The organism is Streptomyces sp. NPDC043853, from assembly GCF_056436025.1.
Window position 1 is genome coordinate 679,490 of record NZ_JBWKDJ010000003.1, and the last position, 20,170, is coordinate 699,659.

Annotated in this window: 22 protein-coding genes; 14 read left to right on the top strand and 8 right to left on the bottom strand. The window is 72.4% G+C overall.

Annotated elements, in window-relative coordinates:
* Window positions 1–53: 53 nt before the first annotated feature.
* Entirely contained in the window at window positions 54–677 is a 624-nt protein-coding gene (locus tag AC067U_RS12000) for a hypothetical protein (protein WP_478829507.1), read from the top strand.
* A gap of 62 nt (window positions 678–739) precedes the next feature.
* Here AC067U_RS12000 and AC067U_RS12005 read toward each other — a convergent pair whose 3' ends face one another.
* Complete coding sequence (locus tag AC067U_RS12005) at window positions 740–1,417, bottom strand: response regulator transcription factor (RefSeq protein ID WP_478829508.1); 678 nt, start codon at window positions 1,415–1,417, stop codon at window positions 740–742.
* A gap of 23 nt (window positions 1,418–1,440) precedes the next feature.
* Window positions 1,441–2,646, bottom strand: a complete 1,206-nt coding sequence (locus tag AC067U_RS12010) for a sensor histidine kinase (RefSeq protein ID WP_478829509.1) — start codon at window positions 2,644–2,646, stop codon at window positions 1,441–1,443.
* 149 nt (window positions 2,647–2,795) lie between these two features.
* Here AC067U_RS12010 and AC067U_RS12015 point away from each other — a divergent pair, with 149 nt between their 5' ends.
* A complete protein-coding gene (locus AC067U_RS12015; RefSeq protein WP_478829590.1) occupies window positions 2,796–3,788 on the top strand; it encodes an SAM-dependent methyltransferase in 993 nt (330 codons plus the stop codon).
* 104 nt (window positions 3,789–3,892) lie between these two features.
* Here AC067U_RS12015 and AC067U_RS12020 read toward each other — a convergent pair whose 3' ends face one another.
* Window positions 3,893–5,440: a M28 family metallopeptidase gene (locus AC067U_RS12020; protein ID WP_478829510.1), complete on the bottom strand. Its 1,548-nt coding sequence runs from the start codon at window positions 5,438–5,440 to the stop codon at window positions 3,893–3,895.
* Window positions 5,441–5,626: 186 nt separating this feature from the next.
* On the bottom strand, window positions 5,627–6,109 hold the full coding sequence (locus AC067U_RS12025) for a DUF5937 family protein (RefSeq protein ID WP_478829511.1): 483 nt from the start codon (window positions 6,107–6,109) through the stop codon (window positions 5,627–5,629).
* Window positions 6,110–6,264: 155 nt separating this feature from the next.
* Here AC067U_RS12025 and AC067U_RS12030 point away from each other — a divergent pair, with 155 nt between their 5' ends.
* The gene (locus tag AC067U_RS12030; RefSeq protein WP_478829512.1) at window positions 6,265–6,465 is read left to right on the top strand and encodes a hypothetical protein; all 201 of its coding nucleotides are present in this window, start codon (window positions 6,265–6,267) and stop codon (window positions 6,463–6,465) included.
* 87 nt (window positions 6,466–6,552) lie between these two features.
* Here the strand turns inward: AC067U_RS12030 and AC067U_RS12035 are convergent, their stop codons facing one another.
* Complete coding sequence (locus AC067U_RS12035) at window positions 6,553–7,791, bottom strand: threonine aldolase family protein (protein WP_478829513.1); 1,239 nt, start codon at window positions 7,789–7,791, stop codon at window positions 6,553–6,555.
* A gap of 168 nt (window positions 7,792–7,959) precedes the next feature.
* Between AC067U_RS12035 and AC067U_RS12040 the strand changes: the two genes are divergently transcribed.
* The 5 genes from AC067U_RS12040 (at window position 7,960) to AC067U_RS12060 (ending at window position 13,674) form a co-directional block, all read left to right on the top strand.
* Entirely contained in the window at window positions 7,960–8,871 is a 912-nt protein-coding gene (locus AC067U_RS12040; protein ID WP_478829514.1) for a Rossmann-like and DUF2520 domain-containing protein, read from the top strand.
* An 11-nt stretch (window positions 8,872–8,882) separates the two neighbouring features.
* Window positions 8,883–9,956, top strand: coding sequence for a pantoate--beta-alanine ligase (gene panC, locus AC067U_RS12045; RefSeq protein ID WP_478829515.1), 1,074 nt, complete (start codon window positions 8,883–8,885; stop codon window positions 9,954–9,956).
* 95 nt (window positions 9,957–10,051) lie between these two features.
* Window positions 10,052–11,836 carry an L-aspartate oxidase gene (locus AC067U_RS12050; protein WP_478829591.1) on the top strand — a complete coding sequence of 595 codons (1,785 nt, stop codon included), beginning with the start codon at window positions 10,052–10,054 and terminating at the stop codon, window positions 11,834–11,836.
* 2 nt (window positions 11,837–11,838) lie between these two features.
* Entirely contained in the window at window positions 11,839–12,861 is a 1,023-nt protein-coding gene (gene nadC, locus AC067U_RS12055) for a carboxylating nicotinate-nucleotide diphosphorylase (protein ID WP_478829516.1), read from the top strand.
* Between the two features lie 3 nt (window positions 12,862–12,864).
* Complete coding sequence (locus AC067U_RS12060; RefSeq protein WP_478829517.1) at window positions 12,865–13,674, top strand: type III pantothenate kinase; 810 nt, start codon at window positions 12,865–12,867, stop codon at window positions 13,672–13,674.
* Between the two features lie 628 nt (window positions 13,675–14,302).
* Here AC067U_RS12060 and AC067U_RS12065 read toward each other — a convergent pair.
* From AC067U_RS12065 to AC067U_RS12075, 3 genes are read right to left on the bottom strand one after another with little or no spacing between them, the layout of a single operon-like run.
* Entirely contained in the window at window positions 14,303–14,572 is a 270-nt protein-coding gene (locus AC067U_RS12065) for a hypothetical protein (protein ID WP_478829518.1), read from the bottom strand.
* Window positions 14,569–14,736: a DUF397 domain-containing protein gene (locus AC067U_RS12070; protein WP_478829519.1), complete on the bottom strand. Its 168-nt coding sequence runs from the start codon at window positions 14,734–14,736 to the stop codon at window positions 14,569–14,571. Before AC067U_RS12070 ends, AC067U_RS12065 begins: the two co-directional genes overlap by 4 nt.
* A gap of 14 nt (window positions 14,737–14,750) precedes the next feature.
* The gene (locus AC067U_RS12075; RefSeq protein ID WP_478829520.1) at window positions 14,751–15,602 is read right to left on the bottom strand and encodes a helix-turn-helix domain-containing protein; all 852 of its coding nucleotides are present in this window, start codon (window positions 15,600–15,602) and stop codon (window positions 14,751–14,753) included.
* Window positions 15,603–15,802: 200 nt separating this feature from the next.
* Between AC067U_RS12075 and AC067U_RS12080 the strand changes: the two genes are divergently transcribed.
* From AC067U_RS12080 to AC067U_RS12105, 6 genes are all read left to right on the top strand, one after another.
* Entirely contained in the window at window positions 15,803–16,255 is a 453-nt protein-coding gene (locus tag AC067U_RS12080; RefSeq protein WP_478829521.1) for an ATP-binding protein, read from the top strand.
* Window positions 16,256–17,244: 989 nt separating this feature from the next.
* Window positions 17,245–17,721 carry a CAP domain-containing protein gene (locus tag AC067U_RS12085; protein ID WP_478829522.1) on the top strand — a complete coding sequence of 159 codons (477 nt, stop codon included), beginning with the start codon at window positions 17,245–17,247 and terminating at the stop codon, window positions 17,719–17,721.
* A 132-nt stretch (window positions 17,722–17,853) separates the two neighbouring features.
* On the top strand, window positions 17,854–18,567 hold the full coding sequence (locus tag AC067U_RS12090; RefSeq protein WP_478829523.1) for a hypothetical protein: 714 nt from the start codon (window positions 17,854–17,856) through the stop codon (window positions 18,565–18,567).
* A 14-nt stretch (window positions 18,568–18,581) separates the two neighbouring features.
* Window positions 18,582–18,749, top strand: a complete 168-nt coding sequence (locus AC067U_RS12095; protein WP_478829524.1) for a hypothetical protein — start codon at window positions 18,582–18,584, stop codon at window positions 18,747–18,749.
* A 250-nt stretch (window positions 18,750–18,999) separates the two neighbouring features.
* Window positions 19,000–19,518, top strand: coding sequence for a BlaI/MecI/CopY family transcriptional regulator (locus tag AC067U_RS12100; protein ID WP_478829592.1), 519 nt, complete (start codon window positions 19,000–19,002; stop codon window positions 19,516–19,518).
* Window positions 19,519–19,527: 9 nt separating this feature from the next.
* The gene (locus tag AC067U_RS12105) at window positions 19,528–20,082 is read left to right on the top strand and encodes an amino-acid N-acetyltransferase (RefSeq protein WP_478829525.1); all 555 of its coding nucleotides are present in this window, start codon (window positions 19,528–19,530) and stop codon (window positions 20,080–20,082) included.
* Window positions 20,083–20,170 lie beyond the last annotated feature (88 nt).

The following is a 20,170-nucleotide window of genomic DNA, read 5'->3' on the forward strand; positions in this document are numbered from 1 at the left end:
GTCCGTGATCGGCACTTTCGGCACCATCGGCAACTCAAGGGACAGACTGCACGATGAACCTCAAGCCCGCACGCCTGCTCACCGCCGCCCGCCTGGCCGTACCCGCCGTGGCAGCGCTCACGATGACGATGGCCTTCGCAGCCCCGGCGTCCGCCAACCCCGCCCTCGTCTCGCGCGGCGGCGGCCAGATCAACTTCGCCGCCCTGCCGGGGGAGACCAACAGCGTCGTCTTCGCCGTCGTCGCCGGCCAGATCGTCGTCACCGACTCGACGTCCACGCTCACTCCCGGGCCCGGCTGTTTCCCGGTCAACACCCACACGGTGCGTTGCGGCTCCTCCACGGGCGTGTCCCGGATCGCCGCCACCCTGGGCGACCAGAACGACATCGCCACCAACAACACCTCGATCCCCAGCGACCTCGTCGGCGGCGACGGCGACGACCGGCTCATCGGCGGCAGCGGCCCGGACCGGCTCACCGACCAGGACGGCTGGAACGCCTCGTCCGGCGCCACCACCACCTTCGAGGGCCGCGGCGGCACCGACGTGATCATCAGCCGCAACGGTGGCTTCGACCGGATCGACTGCGGCGAGAGCTCCTTCGACTTCGACGTGCTGATCGCGGACCCGGCCACCCTGGACACCGTGGTGCCGGGCACCTGCGAGTTCGTCCAGCGCTGAGCCCCGCCCCCACCGCCCCACCGCCCCGCCACCGGAGGCGGCGGGGCGGTGGTGACATCGGCTCAGCCCGCTCCGCCGCCTCCGGCGCGCACCAGCCCGGACTCGTAGGCCATGACCACGACCTGCACCCGGTCGCGCAGCTCCAGCTTGGTGAGGATGCGGCCCACGTGGGTCTTGACCGTGGCCTCCGACAGCACCAGCCGGGCGGCGATCTCGCCGTTCGACAGGCCCTGCGCCACCAGCAGCATGACCTCGCGCTCGCGCTCCGTCAGCCGCTCCAGCTCCTTGTTCCGCGGCTCCGCCGCCGTCGTCGGGAGCATCGGGGCGAACCGGTCCAGCAGCCGGCGGGTGGTGGACGGGGCCACGACCGCGTCCCCGCTGTGCACCGACCGGATCGCGGCGAGCAGCTCGGCCGGCGGCACGTCCTTCAGCATGAACCCGCTCGCGCCCGCCTTCAGACCGGAGAAGGCGTACTCGTCCAGGTCGAACGTGGTCAGGATGATGACCTTCGGGTGCTCGGGCCGTTCACAGATCCGCCGGGTCGCCTCCACCCCGTCGAGCCGGGGCATGCGTACGTCCATCAGGACGACGTCGACCTTCGTCGCGCGGAGCACCTCCAGCGCCTCCAGGCCGTCACCGGCCTCCGCGACGACCTCCATGTCCGGCTGGGCGGCTAGCACCATCCGGAAGCCGGTGCGGAGCAGCACCTGGTCGTCGACAAGCATCACTCGGATGGACATCCGCTACCTCGACCTCACTCTTCTCAGGGCTGCTGCTTCTTCAGCGGCAGCAGGGCACTGATCCGGAAACCGCCGCCTGGGCGCGGGCCCGCGTCCAGGGTGCCGCCGACCATACCGACCCGCTCGCGCATGCCGATCATTCCGTGCCCGGCGCCGTCGGCGCCGCCGTCCTCGTACATCTCGTGGGCCGCGCCGCGGCCGTCGTCCTCGACCAGCAGGCCGAGCCCGTCGTCGAAATAGACCAGCCGCACGCTGGCCCGGGCGTCCGGGCCGCCGTGCTTGCGGGTGTTGGTCAGGGCCTCCTGCACGATCCGGTACGCGGTCAGCTCGACCCCGCTGGGGAGCTGCCGCGGGGTGCCCTCGACCTCGAAGTCCACCGTCAGCCCGGCCGCCCGGACCTGCTCGACCAGCACCTCGATCTGCTCCACGTCAGGCTGCGGCACGTAGTCCTCGGAGGCCTCGGGCTCACCGGTGCGCAGCACGCCGAGCAGTCGGCGCATCTCGGCGAGGGCCTGCCGGCCGGTGCCCGAGATGGTCTGCAGGGCCTCCTTGGCCAGCTCGGGTGCGGAGTCCATGACGTACGCGGCACCGTCGGCCTGGACCACCATCACCGAGACGTTGTGCGCGACCACGTCGTGCAGCTCGCGGGCGATCCGGGCGCGTTCGGCGGCGACGGCGACCTGGGCCTGCGCGGCGCGCTCCTTCTCCAGCCGCTGGTTCCGCTCGACGAGCTCGGCGTAGTAGGCGCGGCGGGTGCGGACCGAGTCGCCCATCACCCAGGCGAGGGCGAACATCACCATCAGCATCACCAGGGTGAAGACCACCTCGCCGGTGCTGGTCGCCTCGTGCAGGGGCCAGCGCAGCATGCTGAGGACGGGCGCGGCCAGGCCGATGCCGAGGGCGGTGCGGGAGACCCACGCGGGCACGTCCGCGGCGGCGACGGTGTAGAGCACGATCAGCATCGCGAAGTTCGCCGGGGTCGGTTCGGAGCCGGTGGCCAGCTGGTACGCGCCGGCGCCCACGGTCACCCAGAGCATCGGCACGGTCCACTTGCGGCGCAGCGCGACGGCGGCGGAGAGCGCGATCACGGCCGGTACGGCGACGAGCCGCTCGGGCGTCGACCCGAACCCCGCGGCGACCTGCAGCATCCCGAACGCGAAGAGCAGGACAGCCCAGAAGCTGTCGACGCCCGTCGGGTGTCTGCGGAGGAAGTCGTAGAGGCGCTGCACGTAACCCAGAGTAGGGAAAGGAGATAGGTGAAGGAGTCAACCACAGGTGCGATTAGGGAACGGGGGTCGTACTCCCCAAGGTGGACGGTGACCCTAACCTTGATGCGGTGAGCAAGGGGAACGGGCCGGCGCTGCGGTGGGCCGAGGCGATGGACGCGGCGCTGTACGGGCCGGAGGGCTTCTACGTCCGGGAGGGCGGGGCCGGGCCGGCCGGGCACTTCCGCACCTCCGTGCACGCCTCGCCGCTGTACGCGGGCGCCGTGGCCCGGCTGCTGCTGTGGGTGGACGGGGCGCTGGGCCGCCCGGACCGGCTCGATCTGGTGGACGTCGGCGCGGGACGGGCGGAACTGCTGACCGGAGTGCTGGCGGCGCTGCCGGCCGAGGTCGCGGCGCGGGTCCGGCCGTACGCGGTGGAACGTGCGGCCCGCCCCGAGGGCCTGGACGGGCGGATCGCCTGGGTGCCGGAGCCGCCCGCGGGGACGACCGGGCTGCTCTTCGCGAACGAGTGGCTGGACAACGTGCCGCTGGACCTCGCGGAGGACGGCCGCTACGTGCTGGTCGCGCGGGACGGTACCGAGACGGCGGGCGGGCGGCTCTCGGCGGCCGACCGGGACTGGCTGGACCGGTGGTGGCCGGAGCCCGAGGCCGGCGGGGGCGGCCGGGCGGAGATCGGCCGCACGCGGGACGAGGCCTGGGCGGCGGCGGTGGGCACGCTGTCGCGCGGGCTGGCGGTGGCAGTGGACTACGCGCACCTGGCCGGGACCCGGCCGTCGTGGGGGACCCTGACCGGCTTCCGGGCGGGGCGCGAGGTCGCGCCGGTGCCGGACGGCACCTGTGACGTGACGGCCCACGTGGCGCTGGACGCGTGCGCTGCCGCGGGCGCGTCGGCCGCGTCGGCCTCGGCGGACGCCTCGTCCGGCCCGGCCGGCCCGGAGCCCGTGCTGCTGACGCAGCGCGAGGCGCTCGCCGCGCTCGGGGTGTCGGGGGCCCGGCCCCCGCTGGCCCTCGCCTCGTCGGATCCGGCGGCGTACGTACGGGCGCTGGCCTCGGCGGGCGAGGCGGCGGAGCTCACCGCCCGCGGCGGGCTGGGCGACTTCCTCTGGCTCGCGCAGCCCGTCGGCCTCGCGGCGGCCTGGCCGTAGGTCCTGTCGTCGAAGTGGGGCCAGGCGCCGCTTCGGCGACAGGGCCCAGCGGCATGGGCCGGCCCCCGCCGCGGGGGAGCAGGCGGGGGCCGGGTCGGCGGGGGCTACTCCGAGACGTGCTCGTGGCCGGCGTGGAGGCCGCCGCCGCCGGCGGAGCCGTCGGTCGGCTTCGAGACCACCGGCTTGGACAGCGGCGCCAGGTCGAAGGCGTAGTGGCCGACCGCGTCCGCGATCACGTCCACGTTGATGTCCAGGGCCTTCTGGTCGATGTTGGTGATGTCGTCGCCCTTGCCGTGGTAGTTCACGTCGTAGGCGACACCCGCCTGTCCGCCGAACTTCGCGGCCTGCGCCTCGGTCTTGATGCCCTCGGCGCCGGTGAAGGTGCCGCCCGACGGGATGCCCACCTCGATGAACGGCCCGTAGTCGGAGCGACCGGAGAAGTCCGTGCCCTCGTGCGGGATCTTCTTCGAGTCGAGGAAGTCGGTGATGCCCTTCTCCAGCTGCGCCGAGCCCTCCGGGCCGGGGCCGGCCCCGACACCGTCGGAGTCGTCACCGTCGTACACGAAATACGCGGCGTTCGGCGAGGCGATCATGTCGAAGTTCAGGTAGAGCTTGATCTGCTTCTTCTGTTCCTCGGTCAGCGAGCCGACATACGCTTCCGAGCCGAGCAGCCCGAATTCCTCGGCCGACCACCACGCGAACCTGACCTTGTTCTTGATCTTGCTCTGGCTGGGGGCGAGGCGTTGGGCGACCTGCAGGATGCCGGCCGAGCCCGAACCGTTGTCGTTGATGCCGGGGCCGTCCGCGACCGAGTCCAGGTGCGCGCCGAGGAACACCGTGTTGGCCGCGTCGCCGCCGCGGGTCTCGGCGATCACGTTGAACGTCTTCCGGTTCTCGCGGAGTTCGCGGATGTCCAGGGTGACCTCGACCGGCCCGGCCGCCGCCTCGGCGGCGAGCTTCTCGCCCTCCTCCTGGGTGACACCGCCCGTCGGGATCTTGCCCGCCGCCGGGTCGCCTATGGTGCCGTTGAGGCCGCCGGCGGTGTTGTTGTAGATCACCGCACCCACGGCTCCGGCCGCGGCCGCGTTCGCCTGCTTCGCGGCGAAGGTGCAGCCACCCCGCTTGATCAGGGCGATCTTCCCGGTGAAGGCGCCGGCCGCGAAGTCGCCCGGCTCGCAGCCGTTGGTGCCGTCGGCGTCGACCGGGGCCGCGGCGACCTGCGCCGTCACTCCGCCCTCCGGGCCGCTCGCCGTGTACGTCATCAGCTTGATCGGGACCTCGCGCCCGCCGGCCCCGTTCACGGTGAGCTTCTCCGCGAGGGTCTCGACGTACACGAAGTCGAACTCGTGCCTGCTGACCTGGTAGCCGGACGCCCTCAGCACGGCCTCGATGTACTTGGCCGACTGCTCGTGCCCCTTCGAGCCCGCCACGCGCGTGCCGTTGTTGTAGTCGGCGATGCCCTGGAAGACCTTGAGGTGGTTGAAGGCACCCTTGCCGGTGGACTCCTTCACCAGCTTCCGGGCGAGCGCGTCGGCCCGTGCGGCGTCGCTCTGCGGGCTGGTGGCGCCGGCCGGACCGGCCAGCAGCAGGGGGGAGACGAGGGCCGCGGCAGCCAGGGTGGCGGTGGCAACGGCGATACGGCGTGAGGGCATGGAAGTCCTTTCACGACAGGCAGGTCATCTGCGGTGGACGCACGTTAGACACCAAGGGCCTTCCGTGGCCAGACTTTTCACTGATTCCGGTTCGTGAATTCCGTTTATCGGTGTGACGGCAGCACGAACACGCCGTTGCGGAACGGAAATTGGATCTTTGCTTTTCGTTCCGCCGCCGGCCGTGGGCTACCGGAGGATTCCCTCGATGGAATCGGAGCCGATCCGCGCCGCTATGGACAGGTCCAACCGGCGCTGGACGCAGTGCCCCTGACGGTGGGTGCGCAGCGGTCCCGCCTTCTTCGGCACCGCCGGGTGCCGGGACACCTCCGGCGCGGTGATGCCGTACACGTTCGCCAACTCGCCCGTCGTGTACGGCGCCCGCGCCGGAATCCGGCCCGGCCGCATCCGCATCGGGTGCGCGAGCGCCTCCGTCGGGCGCCGGAGCAGGTCCACCGAACCGGCTCCGGCGGCGAGTCCGGCCGAGGGCGGGGCGAGGGTGCCCCCGGGCACCCCGGCGAAGGCCGTGAAGACGTCGGAGGAGGAGGTGAGCCGGGGGTGGCGGGTGGGCTCCGAAAGCGCGTGCAGGGCCACGCAGAGCTCCGCCGGCGACGAGGGCGCGAAGCGGATCCGCCCGGCGGGCGGGTCGGCGACGTCGATGCTCACGCTCACCGGGTCATTCTGTCCACGATGGCCCGGCGGCCCGCGGCGGCGGGGCTGGGCGGCCCGGCGCGCCGCGCGTCCGGGTGACGCGGCGCTACGCCCGTCGTTCGACGCCGGCCGTCCATCGACGGGCGGGATTACGCCAATGGGGTGAGGGTGGGGAGATGACCGCGATCGAGCAGTTCCTCATCGACAGCTACCGGGCGGCCCAGCACGGCGACCCGATGCCGCCGCCGCCCGGCCGGGACGACCTCGCCGCCGTGCGCTCGGCCCGCTCGTACGAGCAGTGCCGCGCGGTACTGGACGGCCGCCCGGCCCGCCACCCGTGGCGCGCCGCCCTGCACCGTCTCCTGCCGCACCACTGACGGCGTCGGCACCGGGCGTCGGCACCCGGGTGCCCACGGGGCTCCGCGCGGCGCCCAGAGCCCCGCCGGGGGTGCGCAGGACGCGCCTCAGCCGATCCGGGCCACGAAGTCCGCCACCGCGGAGCGGACGTCCTCCGGTGTCCACGACAGGCCCGGCTCCGTCACCGTCACCTCCGTGACCGCCAGGCCGGGCGGGCCGTCCGGCGACCACACCCGGAACAGCGCCGTGCCCGTCTCCTCCGCCTGCCGCACCGACGCCTCGGTCAGCCGGTCCGCGTCGTACGGCAGCCAGACCTGGAACTGGTGCGTGTGCGGGACCTCCGGGTGCACCGCGAACCAGGGCACCCCCGCCTCCGCCAGCCCCGCGGCCAGCGCCTCCGCGACCACCCGCGCGTGCGCCACGTACGCCGGCAGCCTCGGCAGTTCCCGGTCCAGCCCGGCCAGCGCCGACAGCGCCTGCGGGAACTGCTGGAAGACCTGGCCGCCGTACCGGTGCCGCCACACCCGGGTCTCCTCCACGAACTCCCGCGGCCCGGCCAGCGCGGCCCCGCTCAGCCCGCCCAGCGACTTGTAGAAGGACACGTACACGCTGTCCGCGAGCCCGGCGATCTCCGGCAGCGTCCGCCCGAAGTGCACCGTGGTCTCCCACAGCCGCGCCCCGTCGAAGTGCACCACGGCCTCCCGCTCCCGGGCGGCCTCCACCAGCTCCTCCAGCTCCTCCCACGAGGGCAGCACGAAGCCCGCGTCCCGCAGCGGCAGCTCCACCATCAGCGTCCCGAACGGCTCCGGCAGCTCCCGTACCTCCTCGGCCGTCGGCTGCCGCCGGCTGCGCGTCGGATGTGTGGTCCGCAGGCCCGACACCGCGGACAGGGCCCCGCCCTCCCACATCTCGGGGTGGCTCAGCGGATGCAGGGCCACCAGCCGGTTCCCCGTACGGCCCGCCCAGCAGCGCAGCGCCACCTGCTGGGCCATGGTCCCGGACGGGAAGAACGCCGCGTCCTCCGTGCCGAGCAGCTCCGCCACCCGGCGCTCCAGGTCCGCCACGACCCCGTCGCCGTAGACGTCCACCGGTGCGTCGGGGTCGTGCGACAGCCCGGCCAGCCGCTCCAGCAGCTCTCCGAGCCCCGGCTCGCGCACGCTCCGGCTCAGCGCCCGGGGCGCCTTGCGCCAGGCCGCGGTCCAACGCTCCTGGCCCGTGGGTTCCCCGTCCGGGAGCGCTTCCCCGTCCGGGGCGTCCTCCCGTTCCCGGGCCGCTTCTCCGGCCGCGTCCGTCCCCCCGGCCCGGGCCGTCCGCTCTTCGTCCCGCTTCGTGTCCTCGTCGCTCATGCCGCCGATCATCACCCCGGCCCGGTCCCGGCCGCCCCTCCATTAACGGAGGCCCCGCCCCGGGACCGCCCGGCCCGGCCTGAACAGGGGCCGGGCACCCCCCAGGGGCTAGCATGGCGACGTATCGTCCGGTACCCCTCGCGGACTGGAACGGAAGGCCCTCCCCGCGTGAACGCAACACAGCAGGACCGCCCTGCCCGGCTCACCGTCGGCGTCGTCGGCGCCGGCCGGGTCGGCCCCGCGCTGGCCCGCGCCCTGCAACTGGCCGGACACCGGCCGGTCGCCGTGTCCGGCGTCTCCGACGCATCCCGGCGCCGCGCCGAGGACATGCTGCCCGGCGTCCCGCTCGTCACCCCCGCCCAGGTGCTGGAGCTCGCCGACCTGGTGCTGCTCACCGTGCCCGACGACGCGCTGCCGCCGCTCGTCCAGGGCCTCGCCGACACCGGTGCCGTCCGGCCCGGACAGCTCCTGGTGCACACCTCCGGCCGGTACGGCGCCGCCGTCCTCGACCCCGCCTGCCGGGCCGGCGCCCTGCCGCTCGCCCTGCACCCCGCCATGACCTTCACCGGGACCAGCGTGGACGTGGACCGGCTGGCCGGCTGCTCCTTCGGCGTCACCGCCCCCGCCGAGCTGCGGCTCGCCGCCGAAGCCCTGGTCATCGAGATGGGCGGCGAGCCCGAATGGATCGCCGAGGAGTCCCGCCCGCTCTACCACGCGGCCCTCGCCCTCGGCGCGAACCACCTGGTCACCCTGGTCGCGCAGGCCATGGAACTGCTCCGCGCCTCCGGCGTGGAACACCCCGACCGGATGCTCGGCCCGCTCCTCGGAGCGGCCCTCGACAACGCCCTGCGCTCCGGCGACGCCGCCCTCACCGGCCCGGTCGCCCGCGGCGACGCCGGCACCGTCGCCGCGCACGTCGCCGAACTGCGCAAGCACGCCCCCCAGACCGTCGCCGGCTACCTGGCGATGGCCCGCACCACCGCCGACCGCGCCCTCGCGCACGGCCTGCTGAAGCCCGAGCTCGCGGAGGACCTCCTCGACGTCCTCGCGGACGGAGGGGACGGAGGGAACGAAGGATGACGGACCGAACGATGACGGACCCAACGGCGACGGACCCAACGGCGGCCGACCCAACTGCGACCGACCGAACGGCGACGGACCGAACCACGACGAACCCCGCGCGGCTCATCGGCACCGGCGCGGAGCTGTACGCGCTGCCGCGCCGCGGCAGCCGTACCGTCGTGATGACCATGGGCGCCCTGCACGAGGGCCACGCCACCCTCATCCGCGCCGCCCGCGAGCGCGCCGGCACCGACGGCCAGGTCGTCGTCACCGTCTTCGTCAACCCGCTCCAGTTCGGCGCGAACGAGGACCTCGACCGCTACCCGCGCACCCTCGACGCCGACCTCGCCCTCGCCGAACGGGCCGGAGCCGACGTGGTCTTCGCCCCCGCCGTCGAGGAGGTGTACCCGGGCGGCGAACCCCAGGTCCGCGTCACCGCCGGCCCCATGGGTACCGTCCTCGAAGGCGCCACCCGCCCCGGCCACTTCGACGGCGTGCTCACCGTCGTCGCCAAGCTGCTCCACCTCACCCGGCCCGACACCGCCTACTTCGGGCAGAAGGACGCGCAGCAACTCGCCCTGATCCGGCGCATGGTGACCGACCTCAACTTCCCCGTCGAGATCGTCGGCGTCCCCACCGTCCGGGAGGCCGACGGCCTGGCCCTCTCCAGCCGCAACCGCTACCTCTCCGACCCGGAACGGCACACCGCCCTCGCCCTCTCCCGCGCCCTGTTCGCCGGACGCGACCGGCTCGCCGCGCAGGCCGCGCTGGCCGCCCGCGCCGAGTCCCACGGCTCCTCCGAGGCCCGCGCCACCGCCCTCGCCAAACTCGGCGAGACCCGCGCCTCCGCCGACGCCCACGCCGTGTCGGTGGCCGCCTCCGGCCTCCCGGACGCCGTACGGGCCGCCGCCCGGCACGTCCTCGACGACGCCGCGCACGCCGACGTACCCCTGGTGCTCGACTACCTCGCGCTCGTCGACCCCGCAGACTTCACCGAGATCCCGGCCGACCACACCGGCCCCGCCGTGCTGGCCGTCGCCGCGAAGGTCGGCACCACCCGGCTGATCGACAACATTCCATTGGAGTTCGGAGCACACGCGTGAGCACCTCGTCAGGCAGAGCGACCACGGGCAGTGATACCGGCACCGGAGCCGCCACGGGCGCCGCGGCCGGCACCGGGCCCGGCACGGGCACCGGTATACGGCTGCACGCCCCCGCCCCCGGCTGGGCCCTGGAAGCCGACGTGGTGGTCGTGGGCTCCGGCGTCGCCGGCCTGACGGCCGCGCTCCGCTGCGCCGCCGCCGGCCGCCGCACCGTCGTCGTCACCAAGGCCCGCCTCGACGACGGCTCCACCCGCTGGGCCCAGGGCGGCATCGCCGCCGCCCTCGGCGAAGGCGACACCCCCGAGCAGCACGAGGACGACACCCTCGTCGCCGGCGCCGGACTCTGCGACGAGACCGCCGTACGGCTCCTGGTCACCGAAGGCCCCGACGCCGTCCGCAGGCTCATCGCCACCGGCGCCGAGTTCGACCGCGACGCCGACACCGGCGAAATAGAGCTCACCCGGGAAGGCGGCCACCACCGCCGCCGCATCGCCCACGCCGGCGGCGACGCCACCGGCGCCGAGATCTCCCGCGCCCTGGTCGAGGCCGTGCACGCGGCCGGCATCGAAACCGTGGAGAACGCCCTCGTCCTCGACCTGCTCCAGGACGAGGAGGGGCACACCGCCGGCGTCACCCTGCACGTCATGGGCGAGGGCCAGCACGACGGCGTCGGCGCCGTCCACGCCCCCGCCGTCATCCTCGCCACCGGCGGCATGGGCCAGGTCTTCTCCGCCACCACCAACCCGGCCGTCTCCACCGGCGACGGAGTCGCCCTCGCCCTCCGGGCCGGCGCCGAGGTCTCCGACCTGGAGTTCGTCCAGTTCCACCCCACCGTGCTCTTCCTCGGCCCCGACGCCGAAGGCCAGCAGCCGCTGGTCTCCGAGGCCGTACGCGGCGAGGGCGCCCACCTCGTCGACGCCGACGGGGTCCGCTTCATGGTCGGACAGCACGAACTCGCCGAACTCGCCCCCCGCGACATCGTCGCCAAGGGCATCATGCGCCGCATGCAGGAACAGGGCGCCGCCCACATGTACCTGGACGCCCGCCACTTCGGCGCCGAGATGTGGGAGAACCGCTTCCCCACCATCCTCGCCGCCTGCCGCACCCACGGCATCGACCCCGTCACCCAGCCCATCCCGGTCGCCCCCGCCGCGCACTACGCCAGCGGCGGCGTACGCACCGACACGCGCGGCCGCACCACCGTGCCCGGCCTCTACGCCTGCGGTGAGGTCGCCTGCACCGGCGTGCACGGGGCCAACCGGCTCGCCTCCAACTCCCTCCTGGAAGGCCTGGTCTTCGCGGAGCGCATCGCCGCCGACATCACCGGGGCCGACGCCGGTGCCGACGCCGGTGCCGACGCCGGCGCCGACACCGGGACCGACACCGGGACCGCTCCGGCCGCAGGCGGCCCCGGCGTGGCCGTGCCCTCCCGGGGGCCGCTGCTCCCCGCCGAGGCCCGCTTCGAGATCCAGCGGATCATGACCGGCGGCGCGGGCGTCCTGCGCTCGGCGGACTCGCTGCGCGAGGCCGCCGACGCCCTGGAATCCCTCTACGCCGCCGCGCTCTACGCCCTGGAGGTCCACGGCAAGACCGCCGAACCCGGCGTGGACACCTGGGAGGCCACCAACCTGATGTGCGTGGCCCGGGTGCTGGTCGCCGCCGCCCTCCGCCGCGAGGAGACCCGCGGCTGCCACTGGCGCGAGGACCACCCCGACCGCGACGACACCGCCTGGCGCCGCCACCTCGTGGTACGCCTGTCGCGTACGCAGCGGCGCGCACTGGTCGTGACCGAGACCGAGACCGCGGACTTCCCGCCGACCCGCAAGCCCGCCCGTACGTCCGTACGCCCCACCCCGAGCCACCCGAGCCAGGAGCCGTAACCGTGAGCACCCCCGAACTCCCCCTGATCGAGCCCGAGAACGAAGGCGGCTGCGGCGACGGCTGCGGCTGCGGCGACGAGGAGTCCGGCCTGGACCCGGCTCTGGCGCAGCTGCTGGCGGACGCGGGCCTGGACCCGTACGACGTCGAGGCGATCGCCGTGATGGCGGTGTCCGAGGACCTCGACGGCGGGGAAGACGTCACCACCGTCGCCACCGTCCCCGAGGACGCCGTCGCCGTCGCCGACTTCATCGCCCGCGAGGCGGGCACCGTCGCCGGCCTGCGGATCGTCGAGGCCGTGTTCTCCGTGGTCGCCACCGACGCCTTCGAGGTGGAGCGGCACGCCGAGGACGGTGACCGCGTCGAGCCCGGCCAGGTGCTGCTGTCGGTCACCGGCCGCACCCGCGACCTGCTGACGGCCGAGCGCAGCGCGCTCAACCTCCTGTGCCGGCTCTCCGGCATCGCCACGGCCACCCGCCGCTGGGCGGACGTGCTGGAAGGCACCGGCGCCAAGGTCCGCGACACCCGCAAGACCACCCCCGGCCTGCGCTCCGTGGAGAAGTACGCGGTCCGCTGCGGCGGCGGCGTCAACCACCGCATGTCGCTCTCGGACGCCGCCCTGGTCAAGGACAACCACGTGATCGCCGCGGGCGGCGTGGCCCAGGCGTTCAAGGCCGTACGGGAGGCCTTCCCGGACCTGCCGGTGGAGGTCGAGGTCGACACCCTGCACCAGTGCCGCGAGGTCATGGACGCCGGAGCCGACCTGATCCTCCTCGACAACTTCACCCCCATGGAGACCGAGGAGGCGGTGATCCTCAACCGCGGGCACAACAAGGGCCGCGCGGTGCTGGAGTCCTCCGGCCGGCTGACCCTGGAGAACGCGCGCGCCTACGCGGAGACCGGCGTGGACTACCTGGCCGTCGGCGCCCTCACCCACTCCTCCCCGATCCTGGACATCGGCCTGGACCTCCGTGCGCTGACCGCCCCGAACGTGACCGCCCCGAGCGAGCCGCGCGAGGCGGTGTAACCGATGCTTCTGACGATCGACGTGGGGAACTCCCACACCGTCCTCGGCCTGTTCGACGGGGACGAGATCATCGAGCACTGGCGCATCTCGACCGACCCGCGCCGCACGGCGGACGAACTCGCCGTGCTCATGCAGGGCCTGATGGGCATGCACCCGATGCTCGGCAGCGAGCTGGGCGACGGCATCCACGGCATCGCGATCTGCTCCACGGTGCCGGCGGTGCTGCACGAACTGCGCGAGGTGACCCGCCGCTACTACGGCGACGTACCCGCGGTGCTGGTCGAGCCGGGCATCAAGACCGGCGTGCCGATCCTCACGGACAACCCGAAGGAAGTCGGCGCCGACCGCATCATCAACGCCTGCGCGGCGGTGGCGCTGTACGGCGGCCCGGCGATCGTCGTCGACTTCGGCACCGCGACCACGTTCGACGCGGTCTCGGCGCGCGGCGAGTACGTGGGCGGCGTCATCGCCCCCGGCATCGAGATCTCCATGGAGGCCCTGGGCGTACGGGGCGCACAGCTGAGGAAGATCGAGCTGGCGCGCCCGCGGAACGTCATCGGCAAGTCCACGGTCGAGGCCATGCAGTCGGGCGTGGTGTACGGCTTCGCCGGCCAGGTCGACGGTGTGGTGACCCGGATGGCGAAGGAACTGGCGGGCCCGCACGGCGACCCGGAGGACGTCCGCATCATCGCCACCGGCGGCCTGGCCCCGATGGTCCTGGGCGAGGCCTCGGTGATCGACGACCACGAACCGTGGCTGACGCTGATCGGACTGCGGCTGGTGTACGAACGGAACGCGCCGAACTTCGCGTGAGGCGGGGCGGGGGCGGGGCGGGGGCGGGGCGGGGGCGGGCGGGGTACGGGCTACTGCCGGGCTCTGCTTCGGCTCTGGGGCGGGGTACGGGCTACTTGCCTGCCCCGCTCCACCCCCTGAGCGGGCCGGGGCGGGGTGGGGGCGATGCCCCGCAGGGGACTCCGGCGGCGTGTACGGAGCCGGGTTCGGCTGGGCGGGGCGAGCGGGTGTCCGGGGGCTGCCCGTCAGTCCCAGTGTCATTACGCGCCGCCCGCCGGCGTCAAGGGCGCTCCTTCGTCGCGTCGGCAAGCCGATGGCCCTTCGGGCCCCCCTTGACCCCGACGACCGTCACGCAACGACAAGGACTGTCGGGCCGCCCCCGGGGGATGGCATGGGGGACCGAGGCGGCGAGGACTCTGGCGTTGGCGGGTACGGGCAGCGGCTCCGCTCGGCCGGCCGCCCTTCGGGCGGGGCGCGGTGGTGAAGTGGATCAGATCTACGTAATTTAGGGCGGTCCGGGCGCGCCAGATCGCTACGCGCTTCTCTTTCTCGGCGGATGCGGGCCGCCGGGGGCCGGACATAGACCGCCATCGATCGCTACGCGCTCCTGCCGGGATGGCGGGCGAGGGGCTGTCCGTGGGGGATGTCGTCAGGGGCGGCGGTGGAGGTCGTAGAGGTAGGAGCGGTCGTTCTTGAAGCTGCGCCAGACCGTGGCGGGTGGTTCTGGTTCTTCGCCCTCGCTTTCCAGCGGGTGGGCGGTGACGAGACCGTCGGTGAGTTCGCAGTGCCAGCCGTCGGCCGGTGACCACACGCACCAGACCTGTCCGTCGGTTCGGCGATAGGCGGGTCGGCCGTGGCGCTCGCCGTCGCGTACGAAGTCGTAACGCAGGCCGTCGACCTGGCGGACGAAGGCGATCATTTCTTGAGGCTCCGGAGGAAGGTGGTCCAGGCGGAGGGAGTGACGGAGACGACCGTCCACGCGGAGTCGCCTACTACGACCTCACCGGTCCGCTCGGCTATGTGCACGCAGGCGTCCCCCTCGCCGCAGTAGGAGGACTTCCGCCAGTCGGGATGATCGGTCATCGTGACTCCTTCGCTCACAGGGCTTTCGCGATGTTGTGGATGAAATCCCGGCTCTCCTGCGGTGCGAGGGCAGCCTGTTCCATTCGATCGAGCAGGATCCGGTACTTGGCCAACTGGGCCTCTGCGTCCAGATAGACCGGGCCATGGGACTGGTCGAGGTGGACCGTGTCCAATTGTGGGACGGGGCCGGAGGCGTAGCCGATTGACTGGCCGGCCCCTGGAAACGCTCCCGCGTCGAAGGGGATCACCAGTACCCGGATGTGGCTCTGCTCAGTCATCTTCAGCAGGTGGTTCAGCTGCCCTTTCGCGACGGACGGGCCGCCGAACTTCATGCGCAGTGCTGCCTCGTGGACGATCGCCGTGTAGGGGGTGGGGTCGGACCGGTAGATGACTGCCTGCCGTTTGATGCGGTGCGAGACCCGGTGCTCGACCTCCGGCGGGGTGAGCTCGGGCACGACCTGGCGGAAGACTTCCCGGGCGTGATCGGCTGTCTGCAACAGCCCGGGGATGTGGACCGTGTACGCGTTCCTCAGAGTGAGGGCATGGTGCTCCAGCTCCGCCAGATCCAGCAGTCCTGGCGGCAGGATTTCGCGGTACTGCTCCCACCAGCCTTTGGTGCGGTCACCGGCCATACCGGCCAGCACCTCCACGAGCGCGGTGTTGGTAGCCGAATACGCCCGTGCCATCGCCTTTACACGTTCAGGGCTGACGCCGAACCGGGCCGTCTCGACGTTGCTCAGCTGCCCCGAGCTGGTGCCGATCTCGGCCGCTGCCTCGCTGGCGGTCATCCCCGCCTGCTCACGGAGTTTCCGCAGCTCGGTCCCCAGACGGACGCGGCGAGCAGTTGGTGCCGGTCGCCCTGCCACGTAACTCCTCCTGACTCCACACCGGTTGCTCCCTCACTCACACGAGGGATTTCCGCATCGAACTCCATGAGAAGCTCGCAATGCATCTTTGCGAACCCCTAGCCTGGGGACAGGCAGCCTCGCCTGGAAGCACCCCGCTCGACGGAGCGGCATGGTCACCGGGCCCGACACCCCGCACCCCTCCGCAATCGGAGACGTACATGCCTGTCACGGTATCCCCAACGTGGTCGTATACCCTCCAACTTCCCCAGGATCCCCGAGCCCCGGGTATCGCCCGCCGCACGCTCCGGTCGGTTCTCGAAGCCCACTCCATGGGTGCGCTGGTCGAATCCGCCGAGCTGCTCGCCGGCGAACTGGTCACCAACGCCTACACCCACTCCGACGCTCCGTACACCCTCCGCCTCCGCGCCATGTCTCCCGACCGCCTCCGCATCAGCGTCTGGGACAGCAGCCCCTACATTCCCGCCCCCTTCGGCACCGGCCTGCCCCACCTGCCACCCGCCCGCGGCGAATACGGACGCGGTCTGTTTCTCGTCCACTCCTACGCCGACAACTGGGGCGCCTATCCCCTCGGAGGCGGAGGCCTCTACGGCGACGCCGGAGGAAAACTCCTATGGGCGGAGTGTGGAATCCACCCCATGGGCGAGCCGTGATCACAGGGGCGCGCGACCCATGGGCGCCATCGACGCCTTCCATGCCCAACTCGCAGACCACTAAGGGCATTCAAGCGTCGGCCGGTTGCGGCGTCGGCCGCCATCCCCACAGCAGCGCGTGGCGATCGCCCGCGCCGTCTGTCCTCTGTCATTTCAACGCGCCGACCCCATCGGCCTGCCGGCCGCCGAGATGCCGGAAGCGCGTAGCGATCGATGGCGGTCTCTGTCCGGCCCTCGGCGGCCCGCATCCGCCGAGAAAGAGGAGCGCGTAGCGATTTGGTGCGCCTGGACCGCGCTGGATTACGTAGATCTGATCGACTTCACTTCCGCGTCCGCCCGGAGGGCGGCTGGCCGGGCGGGAGCCGCTGCTCGTGCCCGGCAACGCCAGAGCGTCAGGATCCGAAGGCTCCTCCCGTGCCATCCCCCGGGGGCGGCCCGACAGTCCTTGTCGTTGCGTGACGGTCGTCGGGGTCAAGGGTGGCCCGAAGGGCCATCGGCTTGCCGACGCGACCGGAGGGAGCGCCCTTGACGCCGGCGGGCGGCGCGTAATGACACTGGGACTGACGGGCAGTCCCCGGGCACTTCCCTGATTCCGTCTCACCGAAGACCCGCCAATTCGCCTTCAGTGCATCCCACTTGCGCATCACATCTCGCTCCGCCCCGGCGTCCGGCTTCCCGCCCCGGTCGCAGCCCCCGCCCCCCGGACATACGCTGGCCTATGGAGGCGGCCATGCGCCGTCCGGAGGCGGCCACGGGCCGCCCGGAGGTGGCCACCGGCCGCCCGATCAGAACACCGAGTCGCCGATGGCGCATCGCATTCGCCCTTCACTCATCGCCATCGTGCGCGTGCCGGCTGTGCTGCCCCATGCCCATGGCGGTTGACCCCCAGGACGGTTGACGGCCGTGATCCACGTCGGCACTCTCCGCTGTTTCCGTGCGACCAGGGAGTCGCGAAAATGCGAAGTCTTTCTCGGGCACACCGTCAGGCCATGGCCATCGCGGCAACGCTGATGGCCGGAGGCATGGTGCTGGGGACGGGCGCCTCCGCGTCCGCCGTCTCGTCCGGCCTTCCCGGCCAAGTCACCCCCGCCGACCAGCAGGCGCTTCTCGACCAGACCAACCAGATACGCCAGCAGAACGGTGCCCCGCCCCTCACCTGGGACGGCGCACTCGCCTCCGGCGCGCAGGGGTGGGCCGACAACCCGGCCTCACACCCCGGCGGGAGCCTCGCGCACGACTCCAGTTTCACCAGCGGCGCCGAGAACATGTCGACTGTCCCGCCCAGCGGGGCGGTTGCGCAGTGGGCCAACGAGAAAGCCGCGTACGACGCGGCCGGCCCTCCCTGGGACACGAACTCCGAGGGCTACAAGAAGCAGTGGGGCCACTACTGGAACATGGTCCAGACGAACTACACGAAGCTGGGTTGCGGCGCCACCACCGGTGTCACGGTCTGCCGCTACCAGTGACCGGCCGACGTACCCCCGGTCCGTCCGCCCGCCCGCGCGGTCGGACCGGGGGTACGCGAGCCGTCCCGCAACGCCGCGCCCACAAACCCCTACATCGAGGGATTTTGTCCGATTAGCGCGTATCTTCGGGGCATGCCCACGCCCTACGGATCCCGCGGCGGAATGGCGTTCAGCCCCGCCGAGCTGCGCGTGTTGCGGCGCTCCCTCGCCCATGCCCTCCAGTCCTCCACCGGTCCGCTGACGGCCGCGGAGGTGCAGGACTGCCTCCGGCTCGCCAACGCCGTCGACGATGCCGTCGACGAGGCGGGCCGGCTCAGAGCGTTCCTGCTGGCGGATCTGCGGCGGTACCGGGACGCCCTCCCGGGCAGCGTCGCCGGGTACCTGGAGCTGCTCCAGGACGCGCACGCGGGCGGGTACGAGCCCGGGCCCGACGACCTCTCCGCGCTGCGGGCGCTGCGGGGCAATCCCGTGGCCGCCGCGCTGCTCGCCCGGTTCCGGGCCATCACCGAGCGCTCGCTCCGGCGTCGCACGGTCACCGCCCGCGCACCCCGCATCCGGCTGCAGGCCATCCCCGGGGGCAAGGAGACCTCCGGCAGGGAAGCCTCCCGGGGCAGGGAAGCCGCGGGAGGCTGCGAAACCGGTGGCGGGCGGAGGGAAGCCGGGGCCAGGTCGGCCTCCGGCGGCAAGGAGGACGAAGGCGGCGGCAAGCCCGTCCCGGCCAAGCCCGCCCCGGGGTCCAGGCCCGCCGCGCCCAGGCCGGACCGACCGGTGCCGACGCCGGGTGAGGTGTTTCCGCCACGGCGCAAGCCGACGCCGCCCCCGGCGGCCGCCAGGGTGGCCGGGTAGCTACGCTGTGGGGCATGGACTATGTCTCCGCGCTCGTGCCCCCCATCGTGATGGCCGCGTTCTTCATCGGTCTCGTCGTGACGATCGTGAAGAGCCAGGGCGGTTCCAACAAGGCCAAGGAAGACGCGGCCGTCGATGCCGTGATCGCCCGGGCCGAGGCCGGCCAGCCGATTCAGAAGTAGGAAGAAGCAGTCGCCCTGCCGTCGTGAAGTGGTCGTCATAGTGAAGTAGCAAAGGGCCGCTGCCCCACTGCCCGCACTATGCGTACTTCCTGTACTACTCGTCGTACCAAAAGACGGGCGTGCGTCCCCCAATCAGGGAGCACGCCCGCTTTTCTTGGCGGGTGTCGAGCCGAATAGCCGGGCAATTGCGGACATCCCGCACTATCGTGCTGCTGTGCCTCGCCCCTTGGGAGAACTCGAAGACGCCGTCATGACGCGGGTGTGGCAGTGGAACCGCCCGGTCACCGTTCGGGAAGTGCTGGAGGACCTCCAGCAGGAACGCTCCATCGCGTACACCACCGTGATGACGGTTATGGACAATCTTCACCAGAAGGGCTGGGTCCGGCGGGAAGCCGAGGGCCGCGCCTATCGGTATACCGCGGTCTCCACCCGTGCCGCCTACTCGGCCGCACTGATGAACGAAGCCTGGTCCACCAGCGACAACCCGGCGGCCGCCCTCGTCGCGTTCTTCGGGATGATGTCGCCGGAACAGCGGGAAGCCCTGCGCGACGCGGTCCGGATCGTCCAGCACGACGACGAACAAGCCGCCGAGCAGCCTTCGGAACAGCCTCCCGGGCCTCCCGGGCAAGTCGCGGAACACCCCGCCGAGCAGCCCCCCGGGGAACCCGCAGGGCCGCCCGGGCAGCCCGCCGCGCAGGAACCCCCCGCCGGCGGGCAGGCCGCGCCGGAAGGCGAGACGACCGAGCGGCCCGCGGAGCCGGGGCGATAGCGTCCCGCCATGGAAGAAGATTCTCCCGCTGAGCCGGTTACCGATGCAATTGCAAAAGCAGTGACGATCCGCCGGGCCCGAACCGGGGATGTGCTCGCGCTGCGTCGGCTCCTCGACCAGTACACGCAGCAGCGGATCCTGCTCGACAAAGCGCCGGTGACGCTTTACGAGTCCATCCAGGAGTTCTGGGTGGCGGAACGAGAGGCCGACGGGCTCGTGGTCGGCTGCGGGGCGCTTCACGTCATGTGGGAAGACCTGGCCGAAGTGCGTACGCTGGCGGTCGACCGCGACTTGAAGGGCGGCGGCGTCGGTCACCGGATCCTGGGGCGGCTCTTGCAGACCGCCCGCGAGGTCGGGGTGAGCCGGGTATTCTGCCTGACCTTCGAAGTGGACTTCTTCGCGAAGCACGGCTTCGTCGAGATCGGCGAGAGTCAGACGCCCGTGGACACCGATGTGTACAGCGAGCTCCTGCGTTCCTATGACGAGGGCGTCGCCGAGTTCCTGGGTCTCGAACGAGTGAAGCCGAACACCTTGGGCAACAGTCGGATGCTTCTGCACCTCTGAACGATCGGAACGGTCAGAACCATCCGCGGCGCGATCCCTATGTCCGAATCGCGTATGTTTCCCGTCCCGATGCCTGCCTGAACCTCTC

Bases quoted from the DNA above. Each gene is read 5' to 3' on its own strand.
- AC067U_RS12000 (WP_478829507.1), top strand. From the start codon at position 54: ATGAACCTCAAGCCCGCACGCCTGCTCACCGCCGCCCGCCTGGCCGTA.
- AC067U_RS12005 (WP_478829508.1), bottom strand. From the start codon at position 1,417: ATGTCCATCCGAGTGATGCTTGTCGACGACCAGGTGCTGCTCCGCACC.
- AC067U_RS12015 (WP_478829590.1), top strand. From the start codon at position 2,796: ATGGACGCGGCGCTGTACGGGCCGGAGGGCTTCTACGTCCGGGAGGGC.
- AC067U_RS12020 (WP_478829510.1), bottom strand. From the start codon at position 5,440: ATGCCCTCACGCCGTATCGCCGTTGCCACCGCCACCCTGGCTGCCGCG.
- AC067U_RS12030 (WP_478829512.1), top strand. From the start codon at position 6,265: ATGACCGCGATCGAGCAGTTCCTCATCGACAGCTACCGGGCGGCCCAG.
- AC067U_RS12035 (WP_478829513.1), bottom strand. From the start codon at position 7,791: ATGAGCGACGAGGACACGAAGCGGGACGAAGAGCGGACGGCCCGGGCC.
- panC (WP_478829515.1), top strand. From the start codon at position 8,883: ATGACGGACCCAACGGCGACGGACCCAACGGCGGCCGACCCAACTGCG.
- AC067U_RS12060 (WP_478829517.1), top strand. From the start codon at position 12,865: ATGCTTCTGACGATCGACGTGGGGAACTCCCACACCGTCCTCGGCCTG.
- AC067U_RS12065 (WP_478829518.1), bottom strand. From the start codon at position 14,572: ATGATCGCCTTCGTCCGCCAGGTCGACGGCCTGCGTTACGACTTCGTA.
- AC067U_RS12070 (WP_478829519.1), bottom strand. From the start codon at position 14,736: ATGACCGATCATCCCGACTGGCGGAAGTCCTCCTACTGCGGCGAGGGG.
- AC067U_RS12080 (WP_478829521.1), top strand. From the start codon at position 15,803: ATGCCTGTCACGGTATCCCCAACGTGGTCGTATACCCTCCAACTTCCC.
- AC067U_RS12085 (WP_478829522.1), top strand. From the start codon at position 17,245: ATGGCCATCGCGGCAACGCTGATGGCCGGAGGCATGGTGCTGGGGACG.
- AC067U_RS12090 (WP_478829523.1), top strand. From the start codon at position 17,854: ATGCCCACGCCCTACGGATCCCGCGGCGGAATGGCGTTCAGCCCCGCC.
- AC067U_RS12095 (WP_478829524.1), top strand. From the start codon at position 18,582: ATGGACTATGTCTCCGCGCTCGTGCCCCCCATCGTGATGGCCGCGTTC.
- AC067U_RS12100 (WP_478829592.1), top strand. From the start codon at position 19,000: ATGACGCGGGTGTGGCAGTGGAACCGCCCGGTCACCGTTCGGGAAGTG.
- AC067U_RS12105 (WP_478829525.1), top strand. From the start codon at position 19,528: ATGGAAGAAGATTCTCCCGCTGAGCCGGTTACCGATGCAATTGCAAAA.